This window comes from Chryseobacterium sp. 7 (assembly GCF_003663845.1).
Lineage (GTDB): Bacteria > Bacteroidota > Bacteroidia > Flavobacteriales > Weeksellaceae > Chryseobacterium.
Window position 1 is genome coordinate 2,774,722 of the sequence record NZ_RCCA01000001.1, and the last position, 25,753, is coordinate 2,800,474.

The 25,753-nt window shown below is 36.2% G+C and carries 17 protein-coding genes and 1 tRNA gene; 7 read left to right on the forward strand and 11 right to left on the reverse strand.

Features of this window, described 5'->3' with window-relative positions; all coding sequences use genetic code 11:
- Positions 1-51: 51 nt before the first annotated feature.
- The 4 genes from CLU97_RS12895 to CLU97_RS12910 form a co-directional block, all read right to left on the reverse strand.
- A complete protein-coding gene (locus CLU97_RS12895) occupies positions 52-1,008 on the reverse strand; it encodes an HlyD family secretion protein (protein ID WP_121488286.1) in 957 nt (318 codons plus the stop codon).
- Between the two features lie 11 nt (positions 1,009-1,019).
- On the reverse strand, positions 1,020-2,438 hold the full coding sequence (locus CLU97_RS12900) for a TolC family protein (RefSeq protein ID WP_121488287.1): 1,419 nt from the start codon (positions 2,436-2,438) through the stop codon (positions 1,020-1,022).
- A gap of 488 nt (positions 2,439-2,926) precedes the next feature.
- The gene (gene eco / locus CLU97_RS12905; protein ID WP_121488288.1) at positions 2,927-3,415 is read right to left on the reverse strand and encodes a serine protease inhibitor ecotin; all 489 of its coding nucleotides are present in this window, start codon (positions 3,413-3,415) and stop codon (positions 2,927-2,929) included.
- Between the two features lie 157 nt (positions 3,416-3,572).
- Positions 3,573-9,449, reverse strand: a complete 5,877-nt coding sequence (locus CLU97_RS12910; protein ID WP_121488289.1) for an alpha-2-macroglobulin family protein — start codon at positions 9,447-9,449, stop codon at positions 3,573-3,575.
- A gap of 18 nt (positions 9,450-9,467) precedes the next feature.
- Between CLU97_RS12910 and CLU97_RS12915 the strand changes: the two genes are divergently transcribed.
- The 5 genes from CLU97_RS12915 to CLU97_RS12935 all read left to right on the forward strand — a co-directional run bounded on the left by CLU97_RS12915 (position 9,468) and on the right by CLU97_RS12935 (position 13,382).
- Positions 9,468-10,223 carry a hypothetical protein gene (locus tag CLU97_RS12915; protein WP_121488290.1) on the forward strand — a complete coding sequence of 252 codons (756 nt, stop codon included), beginning with the start codon at positions 9,468-9,470 and terminating at the stop codon, positions 10,221-10,223.
- 3 nt (positions 10,224-10,226) lie between these two features.
- Positions 10,227-11,324: a DNA replication/repair protein RecF gene (gene recF, locus CLU97_RS12920; RefSeq protein WP_121488291.1), complete on the forward strand. Its 1,098-nt coding sequence runs from the start codon at positions 10,227-10,229 to the stop codon at positions 11,322-11,324.
- A 91-nt stretch (positions 11,325-11,415) separates the two neighbouring features.
- A complete protein-coding gene (locus CLU97_RS12925; protein ID WP_121488292.1) occupies positions 11,416-11,709 on the forward strand; it encodes a hypothetical protein in 294 nt (97 codons plus the stop codon).
- 99 nt (positions 11,710-11,808) lie between these two features.
- The gene (locus tag CLU97_RS23700; protein ID WP_157885754.1) at positions 11,809-11,976 is read left to right on the forward strand and encodes a hypothetical protein; all 168 of its coding nucleotides are present in this window, start codon (positions 11,809-11,811) and stop codon (positions 11,974-11,976) included.
- A 182-nt stretch (positions 11,977-12,158) separates the two neighbouring features.
- The gene (locus CLU97_RS12935; RefSeq protein WP_121488294.1) at positions 12,159-13,382 is read left to right on the forward strand and encodes an IS4 family transposase; all 1,224 of its coding nucleotides are present in this window, start codon (positions 12,159-12,161) and stop codon (positions 13,380-13,382) included.
- Positions 13,383-13,440: 58 nt separating this feature from the next.
- Here the strand turns inward: CLU97_RS12935 and CLU97_RS12940 are convergent, their stop codons facing one another.
- Genes CLU97_RS12940 through CLU97_RS12950 form a run of 3 tightly spaced genes read right to left on the reverse strand, consistent with a single transcriptional unit; the run spans position 13,441 to position 17,219 of the window.
- Positions 13,441-15,471 (reverse strand): recombinase, encoded by a 2,031-nt coding sequence (locus CLU97_RS12940; protein ID WP_121488295.1) that lies wholly within the window; start codon positions 15,469-15,471, stop codon positions 13,441-13,443.
- Between the two features lie 13 nt (positions 15,472-15,484).
- Positions 15,485-16,129, reverse strand: coding sequence for a monofunctional biosynthetic peptidoglycan transglycosylase (gene mtgA, locus CLU97_RS12945; RefSeq protein WP_121488296.1), 645 nt, complete (start codon positions 16,127-16,129; stop codon positions 15,485-15,487).
- Between the two features lie 43 nt (positions 16,130-16,172).
- The gene (locus tag CLU97_RS12950; RefSeq protein WP_183084566.1) at positions 16,173-17,219 is read right to left on the reverse strand and encodes an ABC transporter substrate-binding protein; all 1,047 of its coding nucleotides are present in this window, start codon (positions 17,217-17,219) and stop codon (positions 16,173-16,175) included.
- A gap of 60 nt (positions 17,220-17,279) precedes the next feature.
- Here CLU97_RS12950 and CLU97_RS12955 point away from each other — a divergent pair.
- Positions 17,280-17,353, forward strand: a tRNA-Arg gene (locus CLU97_RS12955).
- 215 nt (positions 17,354-17,568) lie between these two features.
- Here the strand turns inward: CLU97_RS12955 and CLU97_RS12960 are convergent.
- The 3 genes from CLU97_RS12960 to CLU97_RS12970 all read right to left on the reverse strand — a co-directional run bounded on the left by CLU97_RS12960 (position 17,569) and on the right by CLU97_RS12970 (position 22,418).
- Positions 17,569-18,087 carry a DUF2911 domain-containing protein gene (locus CLU97_RS12960; protein WP_121488297.1) on the reverse strand — a complete coding sequence of 173 codons (519 nt, stop codon included), beginning with the start codon at positions 18,085-18,087 and terminating at the stop codon, positions 17,569-17,571.
- A 109-nt stretch (positions 18,088-18,196) separates the two neighbouring features.
- Positions 18,197-19,813: a sodium:solute symporter gene (locus tag CLU97_RS12965; RefSeq protein WP_228437691.1), complete on the reverse strand. Its 1,617-nt coding sequence runs from the start codon at positions 19,811-19,813 to the stop codon at positions 18,197-18,199.
- A 100-nt stretch (positions 19,814-19,913) separates the two neighbouring features.
- Positions 19,914-22,418 carry a PIG-L family deacetylase gene (locus tag CLU97_RS12970; RefSeq protein WP_121488298.1) on the reverse strand — a complete coding sequence of 835 codons (2,505 nt, stop codon included), beginning with the start codon at positions 22,416-22,418 and terminating at the stop codon, positions 19,914-19,916.
- A 529-nt stretch (positions 22,419-22,947) separates the two neighbouring features.
- Here CLU97_RS12970 and CLU97_RS12975 point away from each other — a divergent pair.
- Positions 22,948-24,165 carry a hypothetical protein gene (locus CLU97_RS12975; protein WP_121488299.1) on the forward strand — a complete coding sequence of 406 codons (1,218 nt, stop codon included), beginning with the start codon at positions 22,948-22,950 and terminating at the stop codon, positions 24,163-24,165.
- A 459-nt stretch (positions 24,166-24,624) separates the two neighbouring features.
- Here the strand turns inward: CLU97_RS12975 and CLU97_RS12980 are convergent, their stop codons facing one another.
- Entirely contained in the window at positions 24,625-25,170 is a 546-nt protein-coding gene (locus CLU97_RS12980; protein ID WP_147436479.1) for a hypothetical protein, read from the reverse strand.
- Positions 25,171-25,753 lie beyond the last annotated feature (583 nt).

Sequence of the window (25,753 nt, forward strand, 5' to 3'; positions counted from 1 at the left end):
TGTTGAAGAACAAAATGAAGCTCAATACAAGCTCCATCCCTTCTTTTCAATTTATTTCAGGATTACGTTGGCATTGACTAAAATACTTTTAGCCTTATTCATGTCTTTGGGCTTTACTTTGATCTCGTAAATCGCATCCTGCAGCTGATAGTCAGGGTAAGCTGTTGTGATATCTGCATACTTTGTAAGCTGTTTGATGTATACAATATTTCCTGTCAGGTTTTCTTTGTTATACACCACCTGCATGGTCACCTCCTGCCCTTTTTTGTATTTTGAAATGGCACTTTCCGGGATGGTAAATCTGAAATAAGTACTTTCCGGAATATATCCGTTGAACAAAGCAAAACCAGCTGTTGCCAATTCACCCGTATTTAAGCTGATGGTTTCTATTTCCATGTCATTGGTGGCAATGATATATCTTTCGGAATAGGCTACATTGGCTTCCTGCAAAGCTCCTTTTGCCTGTGAAGCCTGCCCTGCTGCCATTTCTATTTTTTCGACGCGGGTTCCTCTGTTTACATCATCCAGTTCTGCTACTACAGCATCATACTGGGCTTTTGCTCCTTGTAGTTTTGCATAGATTTCATCATGAGCCTGTGGTGACATTAAGCTGTCTCGGAACATATTGTTAGCTCTTTTGTAAGATTTCTGGGCAAATTCATATTGTTCTTTGAGTCCCTTATATTTGGCCTGAAGCTGTCTCAGCTGATCGGCTGTAGCTCCGTTTTTAGCCATCTGCTCCTGAGCTGAAGCAGCATTCACTGCACCTTGCGCCTGTGCAATTTTTGCAGAAACCTCAGGGACATCAAGCTGAGCCAGCGTATCTCCTTTTTTCACGGTCTGACCTTCGGAAACATATATTTTCAGAATTCTTCCGGTAACTTTAGGAGCAAAAGAGATTACATCCTTTTTAGTTTTTCCTTCAGGTTCTTTGATTTTTTCATTTTTTTTGTCACAGCTCCCCAGTAAAAACAGAGCAGCGAAGAGTATAGATATATTTTTATGCATCATTTAAATTTTTAAGGGATTAAATAAAATTTGGTGATATCCAGCTCCTGGGTAGACCTCATGAGTTCTATTCCCGCTCTTCTTTGGTTGAAAATGGCATTCTGATATTCCAGTTCTGAAGCTTCAAGATCATTTTCTGCATCAATAAGCTGGGAAGATTTGCTCATACCATATCTGAATTCTTTTTCTGCCTGTACCAGCGCATTCTTAGCCAATTCTTTTTCTTTAGCTTTCAAGATAATCTGTGCGGAAGCAATATCATAATTGGTTTGATTATTGGCCAAATTCAGTGTCAGTTTTTTCAGAGCATCTTCTTTCTGATTCTGTAGCACTTCTTTTCCTACTTTGGCGGTTTCTTCTGCATGTTTTCCTTCTTTCCCGTCAAAAATTTCCCATTTAAAACCAACTCCTGCCGTAATTAAAGGAAATACGTTGATATTATTGGGTCTCCAATCCAGCTTTTTCCCTTCATATCCAAGAATTGGAACTGCAGGAATAACATTTTCTGAGGACTTTATTCTGTTACCATACAAACCGATATAATAAGCGGAAGCCATCAATTGTACTTTAGGAATCATCCACGTTCTTTCTGCTTTTATTTTATAATCTGCGGCACTTATTCCATGCTCCAGAGCGCGGATTTCAGCTCTCTGCTCTATTCCTTTTTCTGCAGCCAGCAATTCTACCGGAGATAGCACCGGATCAATCATTTTGAGCCTTTCTCTTTGAATTCCGGTTAAAATATAAAGCTGGGTAAGAAGCAATTCTTTTTTTCCTTCATATTCTACCATCTTGGCATCTAAAGTCGCCTGAGCCAGTTCGATTTTCTTATGATCATAAGGAGTGATTAAACCATAACCAAGAGCTTTATCTGCTGTTTTTCTATTAATATCAAGTCTTTTTTTACTTTCATCCAACACTTTTTTAGACTGATGAATCAAAGCCAGTTGATCGTATGCTTTAGAAATAGTGGCTATAACCTCATCTTTTGTTTTCTCCAGAAGAATATCTTCAGACTTTTTCTTTTCTTCCACCGCCTTTTTCATGTATTTTACCTTTCCTCCTGAGTACAGAAGCATCTTGGCATCTGCCTTGGCAATACCTGAAAATCCTGAAACATTGAAATTATTGTTGAAAGCCCCTTCCGGAATATTGATAAAGGGAGCCAGATTGAATTCCGGTGACGTCAGTCTTGCTGTTCCGTTAAGATAGCCGGCTTTACCGCTCAATTCCAGAGTTGGAAGAAAGATGTCTTTCAGTTTGTGTTCATCAAGATCGGTAAGTTTGTTTTGGGTAATCTGCATTTTGAGGTTCGAGTCCCGAACCATAGCACTATCCAGAAGTTCTTTAAAATCCGGCGCAGACTGTGCCCAGCCAAAAGCAGGGAAAGCAAAAAAACTAAACGTAAAAATCAATAAATTGTTTTTCATGGTTTATGTTTATAACAAATATAATGCAAAAAAAGATAAAATACTTAAAGATAATTCTACAATGTAGTGAATTTAAAGCAAGTTTAAAATACGTTTAATTATAAAGCCTTATAAAATATAGTTTTGCCCAAAGTGTTTAAATGTTAATTAAAACTTAAAAAATTTTGAAAAAATATTTAACTCTACTTTTTTCACGGCATTTTCATTGTACTTTTTCGAGTAAATAAAGGGTTAAAACAATATTTTATGTAAAAACATGCTGTATATTTTATTTTGAATTTTGGAGGCTAATTCCTGCCTGGGCGGATAGGCCTTGGAAAAATACCGCTAAGTTCACAAAGTATTTATTAGAAGAGAGATAAATGCTTTCGTAAAGGTATTCTACTTAGCAAAGATGGTGGTAAATCATCTTTCCTTCTGTAAATAAAAAAATGAAACTCCCCACGCTGCTGTGAGGAGTTTCCCGTTTATCATTATAATAAGCTGATTTATCTTTGAACCGCTTGTTTCATACCAGCATCAGGACGTAAAATTCTATAACGAACTTCAATGTCTTTTGGTACGTAGAATACTAGTGGAAGCTTACTGTTGTATCTTACCGTTTCAGGTTTTAAGGTAACAAACTTCTTAGTCTGTTTTTGGCCTGGACATCCCATCAGTGTTCCGGCTGTTTCGCCTTTAGATTCTACTTCATAATAGTTGTATCCCCATCCCTGAAGATCCTGAGTTTTTATTTCTCCCATCAGGAAATAGTTGTTACAATCTACCATTTTCTCAGCGCCTACAAAAAGTTCAACTTTTAAATCGTTTTCGTTTTTGGCTACAGGAAGCTGAATATATACTTGTTTATAACCTTCTTTTGCTTTTGGGAACATTTCAATCTGTAGTTTTTCAAACTTTTCTGCTTTCTTTTGTGCGAAAGCATTTACTCCAGCCATTAATACTAATCCTGTGATTAAAGTTTTAGAAAATTTCATCTTTTAATTATTTTTTTAATTGATACTACCTTAATTCCAAAAACCATTCCAAAATTAAACATTTGTTTGATTTTTTGATTTAATTCTATTTGTATTTGAAATCTTTCAACAAAAAAAAACTGCAGTAAAAAAATTACTACAGTTTTTTGTTTATCATTTATTCTGAAATGGCAACATTACTTCCCTTTGTATGAGCATTCATCTGCGGGGCATAATAATTCTGCATTGTTGTAATTCCGTTGGAGAATTTACCGGATGCATTGGCTACTACATCATATTCAAAGACATATTTTCCTTTCGGCATGTATTGAATATAGAAATTCGTAGAGGCATCTTTGGTTGACTGATAATATCCAAGGTTATTTTTCCATTGATATCCTGAAAGTATATCTATCGGCTCAAATCCTGCAGCACGCATATCTTTAATATGAATGAATTCCATGGCTCTGTCTGTATTCAGAATCATTCTTACCGTTACTTTATCTCCTACTTTCAGTGGTGTTTCTGAAGAAATTTTCTGAAGCTCCTCTCCATTTACAGTTTTCACTTTTTTGTAAAGTTCTTTTATTACAGAGATATAATTTTCAGAAGATTTGATTTTATCAAGGTCTTCATAATATTGCCAGAATAATCCTCCCTGAATAATTCCGGGACCAGGTTTGGTAACAGTTACGGTTGCTAAGTTCTGATCTACAGCTTCTGGTTTCACCGTTGATTTAATGTAGCCTGTAGCTTGTGTCTGAGGAGCTAATTCTTTTCCACCCCAAATGATTGCAGCTTTATCACTTTCAGCTCCTGTCCAGGATTTTCCTGAATTTAAAATCGTGAAGATTACTTCTGCTGTCCCTCTTGAGCTTCCCCATGAGTTAACCTCTTTTTGAGTTACCAGCCAGATTTTTATGTCTTCAATAAAGTTTTGGTCGTTAGATTGCAACTTATTGAAAGCTTCCAATGCTCCGGCATGGTTAACTACTTTTGAGCCAAACCATCCCCAATCATTTAGGTTTTGCTTCCAATAGACACCTTGGGTTTTAGTATCTGTAGAAGTTTCTTTAAGATAAGTCATTAATTTAGAAGACACATTTTTCAGACCATAATCGTTCATCAATAAAGCTGCGCGGTGAAGCCCGAAGAATGTAAAGTCCGTGATTTTTGCAGTTTTTGCTTTTTGTTTTACCAATGTTTTCAGCGTAGCTCCTTTTCCTTTTAAAGGATATTGCTGTTCCCAGTAATTTCTGGTATCAAGATAATCTATTGCCCAGTTGTTCCAGACATTTCCTTTCTTCACATCGAAATATTTGCTCACCTCATTGTCTACATACTGAATCAATTTTGCTACAATCGTTTTCTGTTCTGAACTTTGGTAGTCTTTCACATTATCTTTTAACCATGAATTGATTTTTCCTAAGTTTTTAAGAATATACAATGACGTTCCGTAAGAACTTGGATAACCAGGATACCACGAGAATCCGCCATCAGGATTCTGCAGCTTTTTGAAATCATCCCAATCCTGACTGATAGAATTTTTCATTGTATTTGCATCAAATAATAATGCCAGCTTCTGCATCTGTTCGCCTTCATTTTTACTTTCCAATACCCAAGGAGTTTCTTCCAACAACAATTGTTTTAATTCCTGATTTTTTTCAAGATTTGAATTCAATAATCCTTTGCTCTGATATTCTTCAAAAACCGTTTTCATTTTCGGATTGGCTTTGAATATTTCTGAAGCCAGCACGTCTGCAAACCATTTATTAAAGATCACATCCGCAGAGCTATTCTGATCATTTTTCAGACTTGGAAGGGCAAACATAATTTCCCAGATAGGATTGGTTGTCAGTTCCAGCGTATTAGAAACATTAGAAGCTGTTGTGGATGTATTGTTTTTAAGATTATCCAGTACAAAAGTCTTGGTTTCACCTTCTTTCACAAAAACAGGAACAGCATCTGTCACCAGCATTCTGTTCGGCAATACGGCTACTGCCTGCTGTTCTCCATCGGAATAAGCTCCTGCTTTGGCAACTATTTTAAAAATAATGGAAGAAACATTTTCCGGAACTTTCAAATTCCATGTCAATGCGTTGCTTCCGTTTTCATTCAGGCTGAAGTTTTGTGTACCCGAAGTGATTCCGAATTTCGAAGATATATTTTCATTGGTAAAGGCATCCAGAATCTGTAATTCGGCAGAACCATTAAGCTTTTTATCGGTAAGGTTTGACAGTTTCGACTGCAGATTCAGTTCGTCACCTTCTCTCAGGAATCTCGGATAGTTTGGCGTTACTGAGAATTCTTTCTGAGTGACCACTTCTTTTTCCAAGGTAGCTGCTCTTGCATCCTGAGTATGTGCAAGGAACATTAATTTCCATTTTGTCAGTGCTTCCGGAGAAGTGAACTCGAAGCTTACATTTCCTTCTGCATCGGTTTTCAGATCCGGATAGAAGAATGCTGTTTCATTCAGGTTTTGACGAACAGCTACTTTATCCAGTTCTTTTGGTTTATCATCCTGATCTATCACTCCGTCTGCATCAGGTGCCATTATGTCTATCGCTGCATTATCCACAACTTCTTTTGCCACAGATGCTCTGGCAGTTTTAAATCTTGCTCCTGCAATTGGTGATGGTGGAGCCATATTACTTTCAACCATCACTGCGGCTGCCCGTCCCTGCAATGTGTACAAAAAGTCGCCATCAAACCAGTTAAACTGCGGAACAGCAATATATCTATCCTGAAAATATTTCAATCTTTTCTGATAATTTTGCTGCTGCAAATAATTTCTGACCGCATAAGAAGTAACGATGATAAATGGTGTGTACAGTTTTCTCCAACTAAAATTATTTACGGCAAACTGATCCAGAGACAGATCATACATATTGGCCAATACCTCTGCATTGATCTTTTCTTTGTCATTTCCGGTTACTTTTACCGTCCATTTTTCTTTAGCATTTGGCTCCAGTTTATCTCTGAAGGTTACTGTTTCGATTTTTAAAGGCTTTTCTGTGTCTTTTATTTTTAAGGAAACAGATTCTGTATTCACATCATTGAATGCTACCAGCTGAAACTGAAGGTTCAGATCTGATACACTTTTATCTTTGGGAATTTCAGCAGTATATTCTAATATTCCTTTTTTCATCTGATGAACTTCTGAAACCGTTTTTCCAGACCCGTCCTGTACAAAAACATTGATTAAAGCATCGGGAACTGCTGAGAAAATATAAACTTTTACTTTTTCTCCTCTCGACAATTCTTCTTTCGGAGCGATTACTGTAAGGAATGTTTTCTGATTTGGTTTTAAAACTGTTTTATCCCAAACGCTGAAATACTGTGAAGTTTTGATCGTATCTTTTCCTTCCATATTGAAAAGCTCCAACTGATAATCTCCCGTTTCCAGTTTTCCAAGGTCAAGCTTAGAATTATCAGCGGATGGCTGCTGTTGTCTTTCAATCAATACTTTCTCGGTTTTCCAGTTTTTGATCTCGTCATTTTTATCAAAAAGATCGTGTGGGAATTTGCTGATAAATTCTTCTTTTGAATATTTTGGCAGATTCTGAACATCAGATTTGAAATTATCTCTGAAAATCCTATCAGGAGCTTTCAGTTTTGACAACTTAACATGATAGGATTTCTTAAGATTCTGATCGTTGTAATTCTTGGTTTCTACCTTCACTTCCACATTTTCATCTGTGAAAATATTGCTGATGTTTTCTGCCTGAATGTAGTGAGAAACTGAAGCTACTTTTAATTGTGTATTGGCAGTTTGTGTTTCTCCATTGATATCTGTAACAGAAGCATTGATCGCATAATTATCAATCTGGATTCCTTCCAGCTTTTCATCTTTTTTAAGTTCCAAATGAATGATAAACTCTCCTTTTTCATTGGTTTTTGCTTCGCCCAGAATAGAATTTTCATTATCATCATTCTGCGGATACCAGCTGAAATATCTCCATCTGATATTTTGTTTTTTGATTTCATAATTTACAGTCGTATTGCTTAGCGGAACACCGGAAAACATGACGGCTTTCCCTTTTAAATCAATAGTCTGACCATATTTATATTCATCTTTTACAGGATCAAAGGTTACTTCAAACTTTGGTCTTTTGTATTCTTCTACCCTGAAATTCTTATATCCCTGGCTTTCCCCATCTATTCTCAGATAGAAATTACCGTTTAATTTTCCTTTCGGAAGAATAAAACTTCCGTGATAAGAACCGAATTCATTGGTGGTGAATTCCTGTGAAGAAACCTCTTCACTATTGGTATCCAATAACGTGATTTTTTGTTTTAAACCAGAAAGAGCCGCTTCAACTTCTTTATCCATTCTGGTATTAATAACCTTAAAATAAACCGTTTGACCGGGACGATAGATTCCTCTGTCAATGAAAATCTGAGCCGTTGAACGGGTCTGTTTGTTAGGGTTATAATCTTCAACAGATCCTCTGTTACCGTATACCTGCATGATTTGAAAATCATTGGTTTTAGGCTGTTGAATCAGGAATGTTCTGTAATATTCTTTACTTTCTGTGGCAGGAAACTTAAATACACCGTTCGCATTGGTAGTTCCTTCAATTTTATTTAATGTATTGTTGGAAACAAATTCATAAAATCTAAGACCTTCGTTAACCAAAGGTTTTCCATTTTCGCTGTTTACCAATTTCAGCTCGTCAGAAAGAGGATTTCTGTCTGTTTTGGACTGATAAATGATCCTATTTCCTGAAACCAGAAAGTGAAAATTCTGTCTGGAATCTGTATCTTTCATATCTGCTCCTGCAACAGAAAATTCTGCCACATATACTCCGGAAGGAAGCGGTTTCACCTCCAGAGAAGTTTTATGATTCTGATAATCTTTTGGATCCGGAAGCTGGAATGTTTCTTTCCTAACCAGATTCTTTTTTAGTTTCCCAAAACTATTGGAGTAAGAATTCTGAACATATTGAAGAAGGGATGTAAAATCTTCTTTCACTTCATATATATTCAGGGTAAATTCTGATACATTCTGATATTCTGCCACAAAATGAATCGGCAGATTATTCTGAGTCTGGGATTCGTATTTTAAGTTAAGATACGGATTAACAATCTGAGCTTCTTTGCTTTTAATATTTTCAAGGAAAAGAGATTTTGGATATTCGCTTTTAGCCTGTGCAGCCAGCGCAAGAGCTTCCTTAGGTTTCTTCTGATTGGTAAGTTCATCCATAACATCTCCCATGATCATCACTTTATAATCTCCCTGCACATCAGATTTCAAGAGATTCTGAAGCTGTTGAAGCTTATCTTTACAATGATTGAAATTACAGTTTTCCGTAATCTTCTCTTTCATGAAATACAGTTTTGCATTCCCGCTGTTCTGTGCAATCAGTTCATCATAAATTGCATTGATTGCTGTGCGGTTGGCCGTCAGTTCATTCTTGGTAAAAATATTATTTTCAGATAAAAATGCTATTTTCTTCACAGCATACCAATCTGATAATGTAGGGAAATAAGCCATATCTCCCGTTTCTGAAAAGATATTCTTATACTTTTCCAGAGAGATCTTTTTCATTTCAGGCTTCTCCTGATCAAGCTCTTGGAAATTTTTCGTCAGATAATTTTTGAAATCAAGCTTACTCCAGGTTTCAATCTGTGAAACATCCTGAGAATTGATATTGGTTCTTCCGTTTATTTTCCATGAATTCTGATTGTAATAATCCATGAAAAAACCATTCAACAGGACTTTGTATACCAATTTCCCTTCTCCGTTTATTTTGCTTTCCGCATCTTTAAGTTTCTTGAAAAACTGAGAAGCGGCATCATTCTGATCATCATCCACAGTTTGGTTTACAATACTGAATTCCGCTTTCAGAGATCGGATCAGCTCGAACGCATTATTTTCTTTCATGGCTTGTTTTTGTATGTCTAAAATAATGGGAAGATTAGATTTATAAGCTCCTTTTGTACTGTTTTCGGCCACTTTTTTCCATTGGGTATCATAATATTTCTGTGCGGATACCGTTGAAAAGCTCAGCATTACAAGCAAAAGCAGAAAAATCTTGGAAAATCTTTTCATATATATTAATTTTGATAAATGAACATCTTAAAAATACTGAAAAAAACTGTCATAGACAGCCAGATTTATGTCTCTCTTATGGGAACTCTTTTTGCAGTATTTTTCATGAAAGAGCAAAACACATTCCGTTTCCCTACTGTTGCACTTATTTTCATCACTTATTTCAGTGGTTATCTGTATACTAAGTATCAATATACCAGGCATTTTTTCAAAATAGTGGTCATCAATGCACTTGCAGGAATTGCTTGTGCTTTTTTAATCATTCATAATCATAATGAAATAAGGCTTCTGAAATGGTTTATTATTGTAATATTAGGACTCCTTTACAATAGCTTTTTTCTTGATATTTATATCCGTAAAATCCCTTTGCTTAAAGTTTTTTATGTAGGATTGGTGTGGGCATTGGTAAACTGCTGGCTGACGCTTCCGGAATTCAGCGTACCTATTTTTCTGATCAGCTTTTTCTTCATCACGGCTCTTGTTCTTCCTTTTGATATCCGGGATATGAACAGTGATACAGTAAAAACCTTTCCTATGCTGATAGGCGTAGATAATACCAAATACATTGCATATGCCCTTGTTTTTATCAGTAATATCATTGGGATCTTTTACCTGGATTTATCTTACACCATAGCTTTTTTTATGGCCAGCATTGTAACTTATATTCTTATCTATTTCTCTGATAATAAAAGAGATGACGCTTATTATTCATTCGGGGTTGAAACTTGTTCGGCACTTCCTTTTTTATTTTTACTAATAATGGAGTATTTTTGACGAATGATTATCAAAAAGCTTTCCCTCTACAATTTCAAAAACCACTCTGAGAAAAAATTTGAATTTTCCCCTCAAATTAACTGTTTTGTGGGCAATAACGGTGTGGGAAAAACCAATATTCTGGATGCATTACATTATTTATCGGTAGGAAAAAGCTTTTTAGGAAATACTGACTTTAACAACATTAAACAGGAAGAAGATTTTTTTACGATTGATGCTGAAATTCAGAATGAGGACAGTGAAGATATCATCAGAATCACCCAGCCTAAAGAGGCTAAAAAAGTGATCAAAAAGAATGATAAAAGCTACGACAGGCTTGCAGATCATATCGGTTATCTCCCAAGTGTCATGATTTCTCCTTATGATTCTAATCTTATTTCGGATTCAGGAGAAAGCAGACGTAAGTTTTTGGATGCTATGATTTCACAAACAGATTCTGAATATCTTTTTGATCTTATCCAGTATCAGAAAACCATTCAGCAGCGAAATGCTTTACTGAAATACTTTGCCAAAAACAGAACCTGGGATAAAGATTCACTGGAAATCTATGATGATCCAATCACCAGATTCGGGACAAAAATTTTTAAGAAAAGAAAAGAGTTTGTAGAGCAGCTCAACCCAATTGTTCAAAACTTCTATCAGATCATTTCCGGTGGAAAAGAAACCGTCTCTGTTATTTACGAATCTCATTTACTGGAAGATACTTTTGAAAATCTTTTAAAAGAAAGCCTTGAAAGAGACCGCATGCTGACATATACTTCAAAAGGAATTCATAAGGATGATCTTCTTTTTGAAATGGATTATGTTCTGATCAAGAAGATTGGATCGCAAGGACAGCAAAAATCTTTCCTGATTTCTTTAAAACTGGCTCAGATGAGTCTTGTAAAAGAACTCACCCAAAAGACACCTATCCTATTGCTTGACGATATTTTTGATAAACTTGATGACACCAGAGTTTCACAATTGATAGAACTGGTAAATAAAGAAAGCTTCGGTCAGATTTTCATTACAGATACTCATAGGGAAAGAACTGAAAGTGTGGTAAAAAAATTAACGAGGAAAGTATCATTTTTGAGGTCTAGTTTTTTTAAAAAAATTTAAACCTATTTCTCCAAATTATAGTATTTTTTATCTTAACTTATCATTCGAAACTCCATCCTGAATCACGCATCCCGAAACCCACTCCCCCACTATGAAGAAGAAAAAACGTGAATATCAATCCTCTGAACTGGTCAAATCTTTTGCCAGAATTTATGGCTTTGAGCACAAACTTATTGCTTTTGACATTAAAGATTTCCTTGAAGAATATCTTGATGAAAGCCTTTTTAAGGAAATAAGAAGCGTCAATATTGAAAATAAGTGTATCGTAATTAAAATTGATTCCCCTTTACTGAAGCATGATTTTAAGATGCGTAAAAGCTTTTATCTCAAAAAATTTCAGGATAAATTTGGAGTGGAAAAATTTAATGATATTCAAATATTATAAGAATACACAAACACAAATAATTCACTAACATTGAAATTATTTCATTTTTTTTTTGCAATTTAATATGTATTTTTAATGCACTTTAATAAATATTTAACCATGAAAAAATCAATTGCATCTAAAAAACTGACAAGAAAAACTTTAAAAACAATACAGGGAGGAGGTGTTGGACAGATCTGCTGTGCCGTGAGCTGTGCTAATGAAAACGAATGTGCTTACTGGACAACTTTACCAACAAAGTGTCCTTTGCTTCCTATTTGTCTTTAATCTTTACAACAATAAAAAATGCTGCCCGAGGGCTAGTCATGGTCGGAAGATTTTTTCTTCCGACTTTTTGTTTTTAGATATTCAATATTATTATTGTAATTAATTGATTATCAACTATTTAATTTGTTTTATTGTTTCATTTTTTCATTTTTTGTATCTTTATTGCTGATAATCAATTGTTTATGTCAGTTTTTAAAGATCACAAAATATCACTTAAAGATGTTTTAGAATTTATTCCCGAAGCACTTTTAAGTCACCTTTCCGCAAGTACAAAAGTGGATTATTATAGTAAAGTTTTGCATGGAAGAAAAATATTCTACCTGCTTTTGTATTGCATATTTGATAATGAAAAATTAAGTCAAAGAACACTCGAAGATACTTTTAATAGCAGTGGATTCAAAGCGTTATTTGGCTTAGGGGAAGAGGAAAAGATTCGAAGGAGTTCAATTTCTGAGAGGCTTTCAAAAATTGATTCCAATTATTTCCTAGAAATCTACGAACAGATGTACGAAAGATTTTCGGAACTTTATTCCAAGACAGAAATCGAAAAATACAACTTAATCAGAGTTGACAGTACCATTGTAGCTGATACATGTAACAAGCTTAAAGAAGGAATTGATCAGAAAAGTGGAAAAAAATTAGTGAAATTCAGTTTTTCATTTGACGGAATTTTGCCATCAGCGGTAGATGTTTTTACGGGGCAAAAATACTCAACAGAAGATAATGCTCTTGCCCAGGCTGTTCTGAACCAGGTGAAAAAAGAAGATCATCATGATAATATTTATATCATAGACAGAGGGATCCAGTCTACAAGAACGATGAAAGATTTTGAAGAAAAGCTTCTGAAATTTATTATCCGTTCCAAAGAAAACAGGAAATATGAAGAGATTGAATCTTTTATTAAAACAGAACCCCCAATAAAATGGGATGATTGGGGAGTTATTAAAGACAGCAAAGTGAAGCTTTACACCGGAAAACCCATCCAAAACAAACGGGGAAATATTCATCATCGTGAAGAAAAAGTAGAAACATATTTTCGGTTGATCGTTATCAAAAATGAAAAAACAGCTAAAGAATTTTGGTTCATAACCAACGAATTTGAACTTTCTGCCAAAGAAATATCGGATTATTACCGTAAAAGATGGGATATTGAGGTATTCTTCAGATTTATGAAACAAGAGTTGAATTTAAGCCATCTTGTTTCGCTCAATAAAAACGGAATTGAAGTAATGCTCTACATGACAATGATTGCTTCTATGCTGCTCTTGATTTACAAAAAAGTAAACAATTTAGGATATAAAACAGCTAAAAGACGCATCGCTATGGAACTTCGGGATATGATTACCGCAATTCTAATAATATTTGCGGGGGGGATCCTGCAAAAGTCTTCAAAACTTAAAACATAAAAAATGGTCGGAAATTTCTTCCGACCATGACTACCCGAGGGCAGCATTTTTTATTGTATTAATGTTCATCTGATTTATTGGAAATAGTACTGCTCATCAAATCATCTGCTTTTTTATCTAATCCGGAACGTAATGGCAGGAAGAATTTCAGAGGATGCTTTGTAAAGTACCTGAAAATTTCTTTATAGATTTCACTTACCTGTCCGAAATTCATTTTTCTTGATCTGAATGCCAGAAACATCGATAAACTGAAACTTACTAAAAAGTTGAAAAAACCTATTAGAAATACCGTAATAAAAGACATCCAGAATGTATAGGAATCTACGGAGAAGTCTTTTCCATATAACCCTAAAGCAAAGTTTCCGGCTGCAAAGGTAATGTGTCTGATATCCAGATCCAGCCCGAAAAACATTCCTACCGGAGCTGTTGCCCCAAGGAAAACTCCGAACCAGAAATTAGAAACAATTCCCGGCCAGTTTTTGGCATAATATTTTGAAAGTCCTTTTGCGAATTTCTTTCCAAAGAAACTTCTGATAGAAAGGTTTTTAGCAATTCTCTCCGGAATCTGATAAAACACGGAATTGTTCCCGATATTCCCCGAAATAATTCCGGAAATAAAAAGATAAAATCCGGCAATACTGGCATGCAGAATGGCTTTCGATTTAAAGGGATCAAGATCTTTTAATAATTTATCAGAACGCTCTACCGCAAGGTTTTGTGAGAAAAATACATCCAGTCCGTAAATGATGGCAAGCGCTACCGGAAAAGCAAGCAATACATTTCCTACAAAGGCAATAAACTGGCTTCTGAATAGTTTGGAAACCAAATGGGCAAATTCCGTATTGTTCCTTTGGGCATTTCCTTCTTCGGATAATACTTTTGTCATCGTAGCGGCAGTCATTGCAGGCTGTTTTGTAGCTAAAGTAAAACCCATCAGATAGATCATCACAAATCCCATGGCATAATTCATGGAATACAAAAAGGCGTGTGAAAAATCACTTCCGGGAATGTATCCGTAGAGCATTTTCAGTACGCAAAGCGCTCCTACAATAATCCCTCCACCACTCGCTTTGTAGAACATGGTCATATATTCTTTTCGGGTAGAAGTAATATAATGGGTCCCTGTTTCTGCGGTGTGGTTGGTAATAAGGTGTGAAATTAATCTCGTACTGTCATTGATCAGGTCTGAAATATTATTCTTGTGAGATTTGTAATTCAGAATATTAAAGATCAGCTGTTTAGATTTTATCAGAATATCTTCGTCATTATCAATCACGAGTAACTGAACAATTTCATAAATTCTTTCCGTCTGCTGACGGATTTTTAAAAGAGACTGATTAATTTTGCCGGAAATACCATATTTGGCTGAATTTTTAAAAGCAATATTTACAAATTCCTGGCATTGTTCCGCGTAAATTTTAATCTGCTTATATCGGCTGTCTTTGGAATGCAGCTGAAGCTCAGGGTCTTTTACCAAATCTTCGGCTAATGTTTCCAGTTCGTTCTGAAGGGCTAGAAACGGGTTATCCAAATTCCTGTACTGCGGAGCCATTCTTACCACTTCCACTTCCATAGCCATGCCTGTGACCCTCCATGAAAGAATATTCATAGAAAAAATGAGCTCTTTTTTCACATTAGGCTTCACAATAAAATCTGAAGCTCCTAATAGGTTTAAAAATTCATTAATCTCATTTTCCGGAAGATTGTGCAGGTATTTCAGATCCTTTTGGGGTCTCATACTGACATTATCAATCATATACCACACTGTTTTTTCATTTTCAACAGGTGGTAAAACCTTGTTCAGGATTCTTTTTTTAAGCTCCGGAAAGAAAGCATTTTCTGAAAGAATATTGGCTTCAGTGAGTGAAAGATTGAAAGGCCGTCCTCTAAAAATATTATGAATGTAATATTTAAAATTTTCAGCAGAATTAGGATTGCTTCTGAAGAAATTGAGCACATCTGTGAAGTCTGCTTCCTTAATGGTCTCTAAAAACTCTGCAAAGGGTTCTAAAGAAAGGGTTTCATTCTTAAAAGAAAAGTATTTTTTAAGAACTGACTCAAAGTTTGTGCTGGAATTAAAGAATTTCATTAGTACAAAGATACTATTTCAAACTCACATTCCTCATCTGTCTCATGATCCAATTATGTTTCTTTCTTAAATAAGGTGACGGATTTTTAGGATCATATTTCTTTGGATTAGGCAATACAGCAGCAATCCAGGCTGCATCTGAAGTACTTAGATCTTTGGAAGATTTTCCAAAATAATATTGTGCGGCAGCTTCCACTCCAAATACGCCCTGCCCCATTTCAATAGAATTAAGGTATCTTTCAAGGATAATATCTTTACTCCATACTTTTTCTATGATGAATGTGTAAACGGCTTCCAACCCTTTTCTCACCCAGCTTCTTCCCTGCCAGAGAAATACATTCTTTGCAGTCTGCTGGGAAATGGTGCTTCCGCCTCTTATTTTTTTGCCTTTCTCATTGTTTTTCATCGCTTTTTCGATGGCTGTATAATCGAAACCGTCATGATCAAAAAATTTCTGATCTTCAGAGGCTATCACTGCTTTTTTCACATTGCTTCCCATCTCGTCATAGGAAATATAATCCCTGTGCAGTTTTCCGTATTCAAAAAGCCCTCCTATCTGGGTAAGCGTGATGGGCGGATTAAAAAATCTGCCCCAGATAATGAAAACTACATTCAAAACGAGAATGATGAAAATAAGCTGTTTAATTTTTTTCCACATAATTTGATAACAAGGAAAGGCAAAAATAAGCAAATACTATGATTTACTGCAATTCTTTCATATAAGTAAGCTGATAATCCTGTAAAAGTTCCGGGTGGAAGATCTTGATGTAGTCTTTAAGGATTAAATCTGCTCTTACAACACCACTTTCGAAGAAGTCATTAGCCTTCAAATTTTCTTTCCCGGCTATCGTATAGATTTTTCCTTTATTGAATACATCCAGTTTTCCGTAGAAAGGATTCATTCCCAGCATTTCTTTTTTTGAGGTATGACTTCCTGCATTCACCCAGTACTGAACGCTTCCCGCTTTGGCATATACTTCTTCAAAACTCATTGTCAAAGCTTTTTCATCTTTATTGTCCTTCATGATATAATTGGCATTGGCATCCGAAATATAATGGGCAACAGAAGTATTTCCACCAGGAAGATACCAGACATCTCCATACATTTCATTAGCAAGAACAACAGGTTTTTCTCTGGCAGTGGAAGCAAGCTTCTTCAAATCATTATAGTTTTTCTCAACTTCCTGATATTTGGATTCAGCTTCTTTTTCTTTTCCTAATAACTCTCCGAAAAGTTTGATATAAGCCGTTTTTTCCAAAGGCTTCTGCTCCATATATTCATCCAGAAATATTACCTGAATTCCGTTGTTTTTCAACAATTCATATGTATTGTCAAAACTGGCAATATGATTGGTAAAAATAGCATCCGGCTTCATGGAAATGATCTTTTCCACATCATATTTCTGCTCACTTCCTACATTTTGAATTTTTCCTTCTTTGATAAGGTTCTGAATTTTTGCTGAATAAATATATTCCGGACTTGAAACACCGATGATTATATTTTCTGCTCCAAGCTCTGAAATATATCCGGCCATACTCGCATTGAGTAAGATTATTTTCTTAAAAGGAGTTTGATTTTGCTTAAAATTATACGCGTAATTTCCCGATTTCAGCTCCAAGATTCCATCATGTTCCTTAAATTGGGTACGGGCAGAGATATTAGTCCAATCTGAGGACGAAATTTTTGATTCTCTTTTACAAGCTGTTAGCGCAAAAACCGTAAATAAAAGTAAAATTCTTTGTTTCATCTTTCAAAGAACGGAAAAAAGTGCTATATTTGCAAACCTTTAAACAACAAGGTAACACAAGGCCTCGTGGCGCAACTGAATAGCGCATCTGATTACGGCTCAGAAGGTTACAGGTTTGAATCCTGTCGAGGTCACTTAAAGAGACAACTATTTTTTAGTTGTCTCTTTTCTTATCCATAAACATCTCTATATTAAATTTTTACAATTTAACATTTAGTGTTTAATATTTTAAGTGTAAAACCGTTATCCTTTTTGAAATAAATTGTCTTAAAAAAACACTTCAGTAATCTTTCATACAATAAACAAAAAAATCCCGTATTAACGGGATTTTAATTTCTGAGATCTAAATTTATTTAATCTCTACAGGAACTGAGATTTTATCCCAATCCATTGTGAATCCGTTATTGTTTATTTTATAAACTAAAGTTTCCTGTGTTGCTGGTAAAGCCTTTGTTTTTACATCAACACGTAAAGCATCCTTTGCTTCCTCGTATTTATAAGCGCCCCATTGTTTTGGCTCTTTGTTAAAAATGGCAGTCCAGGTTCCACTTTGTTTAGGGATTAAGAAAAAGCTGTATTTACCTGCAGGAAGCTTTTTACCCTGAATGGTAATATCTTTATCTGTTTCGAAGGTAGTGGCTTCATTGGCACCCGCACGCCAAACTTTATCGTAAGCTTCTAAACCACCCCATATGGTACGTCCTTTAACAGAAGGGCTGCTATAGGCAATGGTAATGTTTGCATCTTTAATTTTTCCCGTAGCAGTAGCCGGAGGACTGGCAGGCTTTTTAGTCTCCTGCGCAAAAGCATTCACTGAAATCGTCATCGCAGCAAAAAGTACGGTAGCAGATTTAATCATTGTTTTCATATTATTTTTATTTGTTCGTTTTTGTTATTATTTATTTACGAATTTACTTCTTTCTGTTTATAAAACAGTAATCCGATTGTAGAAAATATAATGACTGCCGCTGCGCCTATTACATTAAGCCAAAGAAAAGAAACAATATCGAACTGATACACGGCAATAACCGCAATTTCAGATAAAACTGTTGCAATAAATACATTAGAACCTTCGATTTTTTATAGTAAAATGCAACCAGGAAAATCCCTAATATCGGTCCGTAGAAAAGAGAACCCAGTACATTAACAGCTTCAATAAGGGAGCCCATTTGAGTAGCAAACATCGCTACACCGATTGAGAAAATACCCCATGCTAAAGTATGCAGACGGCTATACTTCAATTCGGTTTTCTCATCAGGAATTTCTTTTTTAAATATCAGATGAACATCTTTCAGGGAGCAGGCGGCAAGGGAATTCAGTGCTGCCGAAATAGAACCCCAGCTGGCCAGAAAAATGACGGCAAAAAGTAAACCGATCATCCCTACAGGCAAAGTATTTTTTACGAAATACAGGAAAATGTAATTGGTATCCGTTTTCTCGGCATTATAGTTTGAATTATTGATCGCTTCCTCTACCCTGCCGTGCAATGCCTTTACTTGGGTTTGTGTGCTTTTAAAATCCTGAATCGTTTTTGTGAGCTTGGGTGAATGAGTTTCTTTCAGCTCTAAAATTTCTTTCGATTCTGCATTGAACTTTATCTGTAAATCCTGATGCTCTTTTTCAAAGATTGCAGCCTGTTCAGGTTTTACTTCTTTTAAATGTTGATAAGAACGTTCGTTAAAATAAATCGGAGCCGGTTTTAGAGAAAAGAATGCAAAAAGCAAAGCACCAATCAGAAGAATTGCAAACTGCATCGGAATTTTAACCAATCCATTTAACAGCAAACCCATTTTTGCATTAGTGTTGTCTTTCGCAGTAATGTATCTCCCCACCTGACTCTGATCTGTCCCGAAGTAAGAAAGCGCCAGAAAAAAACCTCCAATTAAACCACTCCAAATATTGTATTTATCTTTCCAATCGAATTCTGTAGTGATTACGTTCAGCTTTCCGGATTTCCCCGCCAGATAAAGCGCATCATTAAAACCAATTCCATTCGGCATATTTTGAATAAGTAAATACCCTGCAAAAGCCATTGTTCCCAGAATAATGAGAAACTGTAATTTTTGGGTATGGGCAATTGCTTTTGCTCCTCCAACATAGGTATAGATCAACAGAATACCACCTGTTAATACATTGGTTAAATAAATATTCCAGTTTAATACGCTTGATAAAATGATACTGGGCGCGTAAATGCTGATTCCCGTTGATAATCCTCTGGAGAAAAGAAAAAGCAGTGAAGTAAGCACTCTTGTTTTTTTATCAAAACGATTTTCTAAATACTCATAAGCCGTGTAAACATTTAAGCGCTGAAAAATCGGGATAAAAGTGATACAGATCACAATCATTGCCAAAGGCAGACCAAAATAATACTGAACGAAACGCATGCCGTCTGTATATGCCTGTCCCGGTGCCGAAAGAAAGGTAATAGCACTTGCCTGTGTCGCCATAATCCCTATCAGCACAATATACCAGGGCATTTTATTATCTGCTTTCAGGTAAGATTCATTACTTTTTTGGCCACGGCCGATGAATACACCGTACACCACCACTGCAACAAGTGTAAAAATAAGAACTGTCCAATCTATATTACTCATGCCCAGAATTTAGTAAAACCATAATAAAATGCGATCTGTAATACTAATGCAACGGCTAATAGTATATACCAGAGGTTCCAGTTTTTAAGTTTATTGTTCATCAGTTTTTCTGTGCAGATAAAAAGTTAAAAAATAAACGCGCTGCACCCACATTTCCCGCAGGCAGCTGTCTGAAAAACGCCAAAGGGGTATAAATAAAATTACCCTTCCCGTATTTGGCATATAAAGTGGAACCCTTCAGTGGTTCTTCATCTGTATCATGCATTTCAAAAAGCGGTTCATACGCTGCATCCCATTGAGCAGGGAAATAGGCGCCACGCTCCTGTACCCAGCCTTTAAAATCATCTGCTGTAATTTTATTTGGAAAGTTCAATAATTTATGATTTGGATTTAAAAAAGTAACCGCAGCATTTTCTTCAGTAACACGCTTATTAGCAATATTAAAGTTGTACATCCCCAATTGGTCAACGGTCGTATCCTGATTGGTGTTATACTGCATCACTAAATTACCTCCGCCTTTTACATAAGACCATAAAAAAGGCATCCAGCGGCCCAGCTTTTTCTCGGTATTGTTTGCACGAACCCCCAAAACGATAGCATCATATTGTGATAGTTTGTTTTGACTGCCGTTTCCGCCGGATCCATCTAAGCTGCCATAAAAATCTTCATCTTTCAGCACATCTACCTGAATACCTGCAATGCGTAGGAATTCAGGAATGAAATCGCCAGCACCTTCTATATAACCTACTTTTTTAACCTTTGCCTGAATATCACCTTTCATTATGGTTACAGCAGCAGGCGCAAAATATTGCAAGAAAGGCAAATGCGGATACTGAATTAATATTTGTTTTTTATTGTAAGTTATTCCACCTGCAACAAAACCGGCATCCAGCTGCAAACGATCCGAATGTATTGAGGCAAGCTTATTTTTTGGAATCACGTAATCGATAGTAGTATCTTTTCCATTGATCGAACTTATATTAGTACTCCCTAATTGTTCTCCATTATACATCAGGTTTAATTTACCATTGTTGAACTGTTTATTGGAATTAACCTTAAAAATTAAACTCAAATGCAAATCTTCATTTTCTTTGGCTAAATAAAGCGGCTGTGTAAATTTCAGTTCCAATGCAGGAACAATGCGCAAGGCTTCAACTACATCACCTCGAACCGGATCTAATTTCTTGAAAGATAGAGGAAGTTTAACCTGAAAATTTTCTGAACCAATTTTTAAACCAAGCAAAACATTCAGTGGTGATTCTGCCTCAGGCAAACCGATTAAAGTATCATTTGGAACAGAGAAAGTGGCCGCATTCGTGGGCGGTTTTGCTAACCAATAAGGTTCTGTGATTGCTGCATCTGCAGGAATCTGAATATCATGCTGAATGGTAATTAAAGAATCTTTTGAGAGCTTTCTGTTGAAGTTTTCTGATTGACTTAACCATTGTACATTTTCTAAAACGACAGGATTTGCAGCTCTTGAAATCAGATTTAACCTGAAATTATAATGATCTCCGGCAACAGCTTCAGCCTGATTGGTAACCACCTCGCCCATAAACCCGGCACAGCTTAAAATGATATTATCAAGAGATTTAATTTTATCCTTTTTCAGTTCTGCATCTTTTAGTCCCATTACTTTTTTTCGTAAAGCAAGCAAAGCTGGTAAACTCTGGTCTGGGTTATTGAAATTGAAAGATGAGATAATTTGATCTAACGATTGATCAATATCAGCGTTTCCTTGTGAAGTCCAGCTTTTAACGACTCCATCGAAAAGTGTTGTTTTTGCCGGCTCACCGACAACATGGGAAAAATATTCGGTTCTGATACCGGCTACAGATTGTGTTCCTGCACCCTGGCTTTTATGTAAACTTCTGCTTAACCCTGCCAATTCACCATAGCCCATTCCCAATTGTGCATCGTATTGCCCTACTGTTACTTTCAGTTGATTTTCAGCTGTTGTATTAACTGAACCAAACCGGAAAGTATTCCACAGTACTCGTTTTGGCTGCCATACATTTACATATTTTAGCTGATCCGGAAAAGCTGTTTTGTCACCTGCCAGTTTGAAAGCTTTTTCTGCAACCACCGCCGAAGCCGCATGCTGTCCGTGCCCTGCCGCAGCAGTAGGTGGAAAACGACAGATAATCACATCCGGACGGAATTTTCGGATTACCCAAACTACGTCTGCTGTAATACTGTCTGCATTCCATTGCTTAAAGGTATCAGTCGTGTTTTTAGAGAACCCGAAATCAATCGCCCGGGTAAAAAACTGTTGGGCTCCGTCTAACTTTCTTGCCTCTAAAAGTTCATGCGTTCTGATCAATCCCAACGCAGCACCTTGCTCTGTGCCTAATAAATTCTGACCGCCATCTCCTCTGGTTAAAGACAAATAACCTGTTTCTACATTTTGGTCATTGATTAACCAGGAAAGCAATCCTGTATTTTCATCATCGGGATGAGCTGCAAGGTATAAAACTTTAGGCAGCTGTTTCAGGGTTTTGATTTCGCGGTAAATTTCAGATGATTTTGAGGGCCGGACCTGTTGGGCCGAACAAAAAACCGTATAAAATCCAAGGATAAATACTGTACTTACTTTTTTGAACATTTAGATTTGCTTTGCGGGGCAAATATAAGTAAATCATCTTTCTTTCAATATTAAAAAGAAAAAGCAATGAACAATTCAAACATTTTATTATATTATCCCTAATAAGAAAGCAAAAGCTGGTAAATGGGAGATTGTTTGTATTGGGTTCATTGAAATTTATAAAATTATTTTTGATTAAAAGATTATCGCAAAGTTCATTAATCATTCTTTTGTATTGTAAGCGGGCAAGGAATGACACTTTTAAGACAGCCTCTTCTATCCTTTATTTTCTTAAAATCAATAATTTCAAAAAATATAAACCTTACGTCAGAAAAACTCGTAATTAACGCGACATCTTTTCAAGCAAAGAACAATCAAAGAAAGAATTCAGAGAAAAACAGATTTTTGATATAAATAATTTTTAACCTAAAATAAAATACTAAAATTAAGCAAAATATTACTAATTCATTAATTATTTATCAATTATAAATAATTTTCTTTATTATTCATAAAAAAAAGTTATATTTGGATTAACAAATCACACTTTAACATGAAAACAAAATTTACACAAATCAGTGCTATTCTTATTTCCGGATTTTCATTAGCTCAAGTTGGTGTCAATACAGCTTCACCAAAAACAACAGTGGATGTATCTGCTAAAAGAGATACTTCAGGATTGATTGCGGATAACACACAAACCTTCGGATTACAGGCTCCCAGACTTACAAGAACTGAGCTTACAGCCAATACTGGTACCTATAGCAGTGATCAGACCGGAGCATTAATTTATATTACAGATGTTACGGGTGGAGATACTGCCGGACAACGTGTTAATGTTACTGCTACAGGTTATTATTATTTTGACGGAACAGTATGGCAAAGACTTACACAGGCAACAAATGCCGTTGCCCCTGCCATTTCTGCATTACAATGTACCACAGCTTATTTAAGTCCTTCTACTTATGTTGCCGGTACTCCTTACAGCGGAAACCTGAAAATGAGCTATACCCAGGGAAACGGAGGCGCGTATAATTCAGGAGCTTCTTTTATAGTAAACGGATTAACTTTCCAGCTAAGACCCGGAACTTTAGAGTTTGGTGATGGCGAATTGGTATTCTCAGTGAGTGGAACTCCTACCACCGCTAATGACATGACGCTTCCTATAACCAGCACTGCAGTTCCTTTCTTAACAGCAGGACAAAACTGTACCGCTACAGTGGGAAACAGCAGCCGTGCAGACATTGCAACTGTGGCTGCGATGGGATACCCTACGCTAACCACCGATGCCAATGGGAAACAAGCCTATACCTTCCCTCTTGCCAGCCCGGATGGCAAATATTCCATCAGGGTAATATTTGATACTACAAGTGGTACAACGCTTGCCAATCCTAATGTACAGCTGTATAATAATACAGGTGCTACCGTTAACCTATACTGGAATTATAATACCGAATATGGTGGATATATTGGTTCGGCTGTAACTACCAACAATATTACTTCAGGAGTATGGGGCGGTATGGGAGATTCATCTGCTACGTGGTTTCCTCAAGGAACGGGAGCACTAGGAAGTTCTTACTGGGGGAACATAGGGATTATAGATGGATCCGGCGGCGGACCTGAGCATAGAAGATATACCTGGATAGACAGTAATTCTGCTTCAAAAACCGCTTACACCGCAACCATTATGGCAGGAGCCCCTACTTCAGGCAATTCCCAGCCTAACCTTACTAAAATATTCATCAAGCTGGAGCAGGTAAAAGCACAGTAATATAATACTTCTAAAATAGGTTTGCCCCCAAAAAGTTAGACACTTTTTAGGGGCATTTCTTATTAAGGCACGAAGTTTACGGTATATGTATCGATGTAAAATCATAAGTGGTATCCGTATCACTTACTCTCCGAAATCTCCTGACTTTGGAGCAATTTTAAGGGAAATAATCTTACGACTTTACCAGCTCAGCGGGAGATATATTTGAAATTATTTATTGATTAAAGAAATAAACGCAAAGTTTATGAATCATTACGCTTTATTCAAAATAGGCAAAGTGATGCGACTTTGTCGCTGATGAAGCAGTACGCTTAAGACATACGCTTAGACAAAGCAACGAAGTTGATTCTGCCCTTTGCTCTCTTACAATCAAAAGTTTAAAGAATAAAAACCTTTGCGTCTAAAAAACATATCATCAGCACATGAATCATCTGAATCAATAATTTATACACAATCCTCTTATCTTGAATGGGTATCAGCCATCTTTTTTTCTCTCTTTCTCTGAAGAATAAGATGTGCAGCATCCAGCATTTTAACCGTATGAATGTAGGGCATCACGATATTCCTTTCCGGCAGATTTTCATAGACGCCCATTGAGAAATAGACAATTCCGGACATAAAATAATCAAATTCTTTGAGGGTGTATTCCCGGAATGCTTTTTTGAAAACCAGCAGAGGATTCCGGTATTCTTTCTCCGAAAGCAGACCAAGAACCCATGGGGAAATCTTTTCCGGCTGCGTTTCAACCGTCCATTTTCTTTCTTTCAGCATCATGAGATAGCCTCCCCGGATTAAAGACCTCATCGACTGATGAAACTGGAAGATCTCCGCGGGATCTTCATTGATCCAACTATTTCTCTTTACGGCATAATTCATAATGTTGCTGAGCCTTTCTTTGGAAACATCCAGCTCATTGAACTGAAAGAAAGTTTCCATCAGCTGCAATCCGGAGCGCTTCTTACCTGCTCGAAACCGGGGGTCAAAGTTTGTTTTGCTTTTTTTCATGGGTTTGTATTTTTTATTTTTGAAATTTTCTGAACCATTAAGATTTTTTAAGTGATTAAGAAACATTAAGAGCATAGCTGAAGCTATTTTTAAGCGAAATGCTTTATCCATCTTTGATGAACCTTAACTTTCCTTAAAATCTTTATTTTTTTTAATGGTTTATATTTTCTTCTTGTGCACGATAAAGTTTCCAGCCTACCGATGTACGCCAAGTTTTATGGTAAATGATGAATAGATATATAATCTGTGTTCCCGTGAAAGCCCTGAAGCCGCAATGGATTGTACACTCCATTGTATCCTATCATGATACTTTATGTAGTGAAGCAGCTTAGAAAAAAAATGATTGTAGAAAAGTAAAACAGCATGAAATAAAAACGGCATGAGACTCTACAATATCCGATTCGGGGCACTGGTATACCTTGCATACAGATAAGAGAGCCCACGCCTAGGTCGTGAGCTTCCTGCTTATCGTCTCGTATGCTAAAAATTACCAGTTTTCGAATCGAGATTCTAAGCAATAGCTTCTATTTTTCTTTGAAGTATCGCAAAGCTACTTTATTGTAGCTTATTGTACAAATGTAAG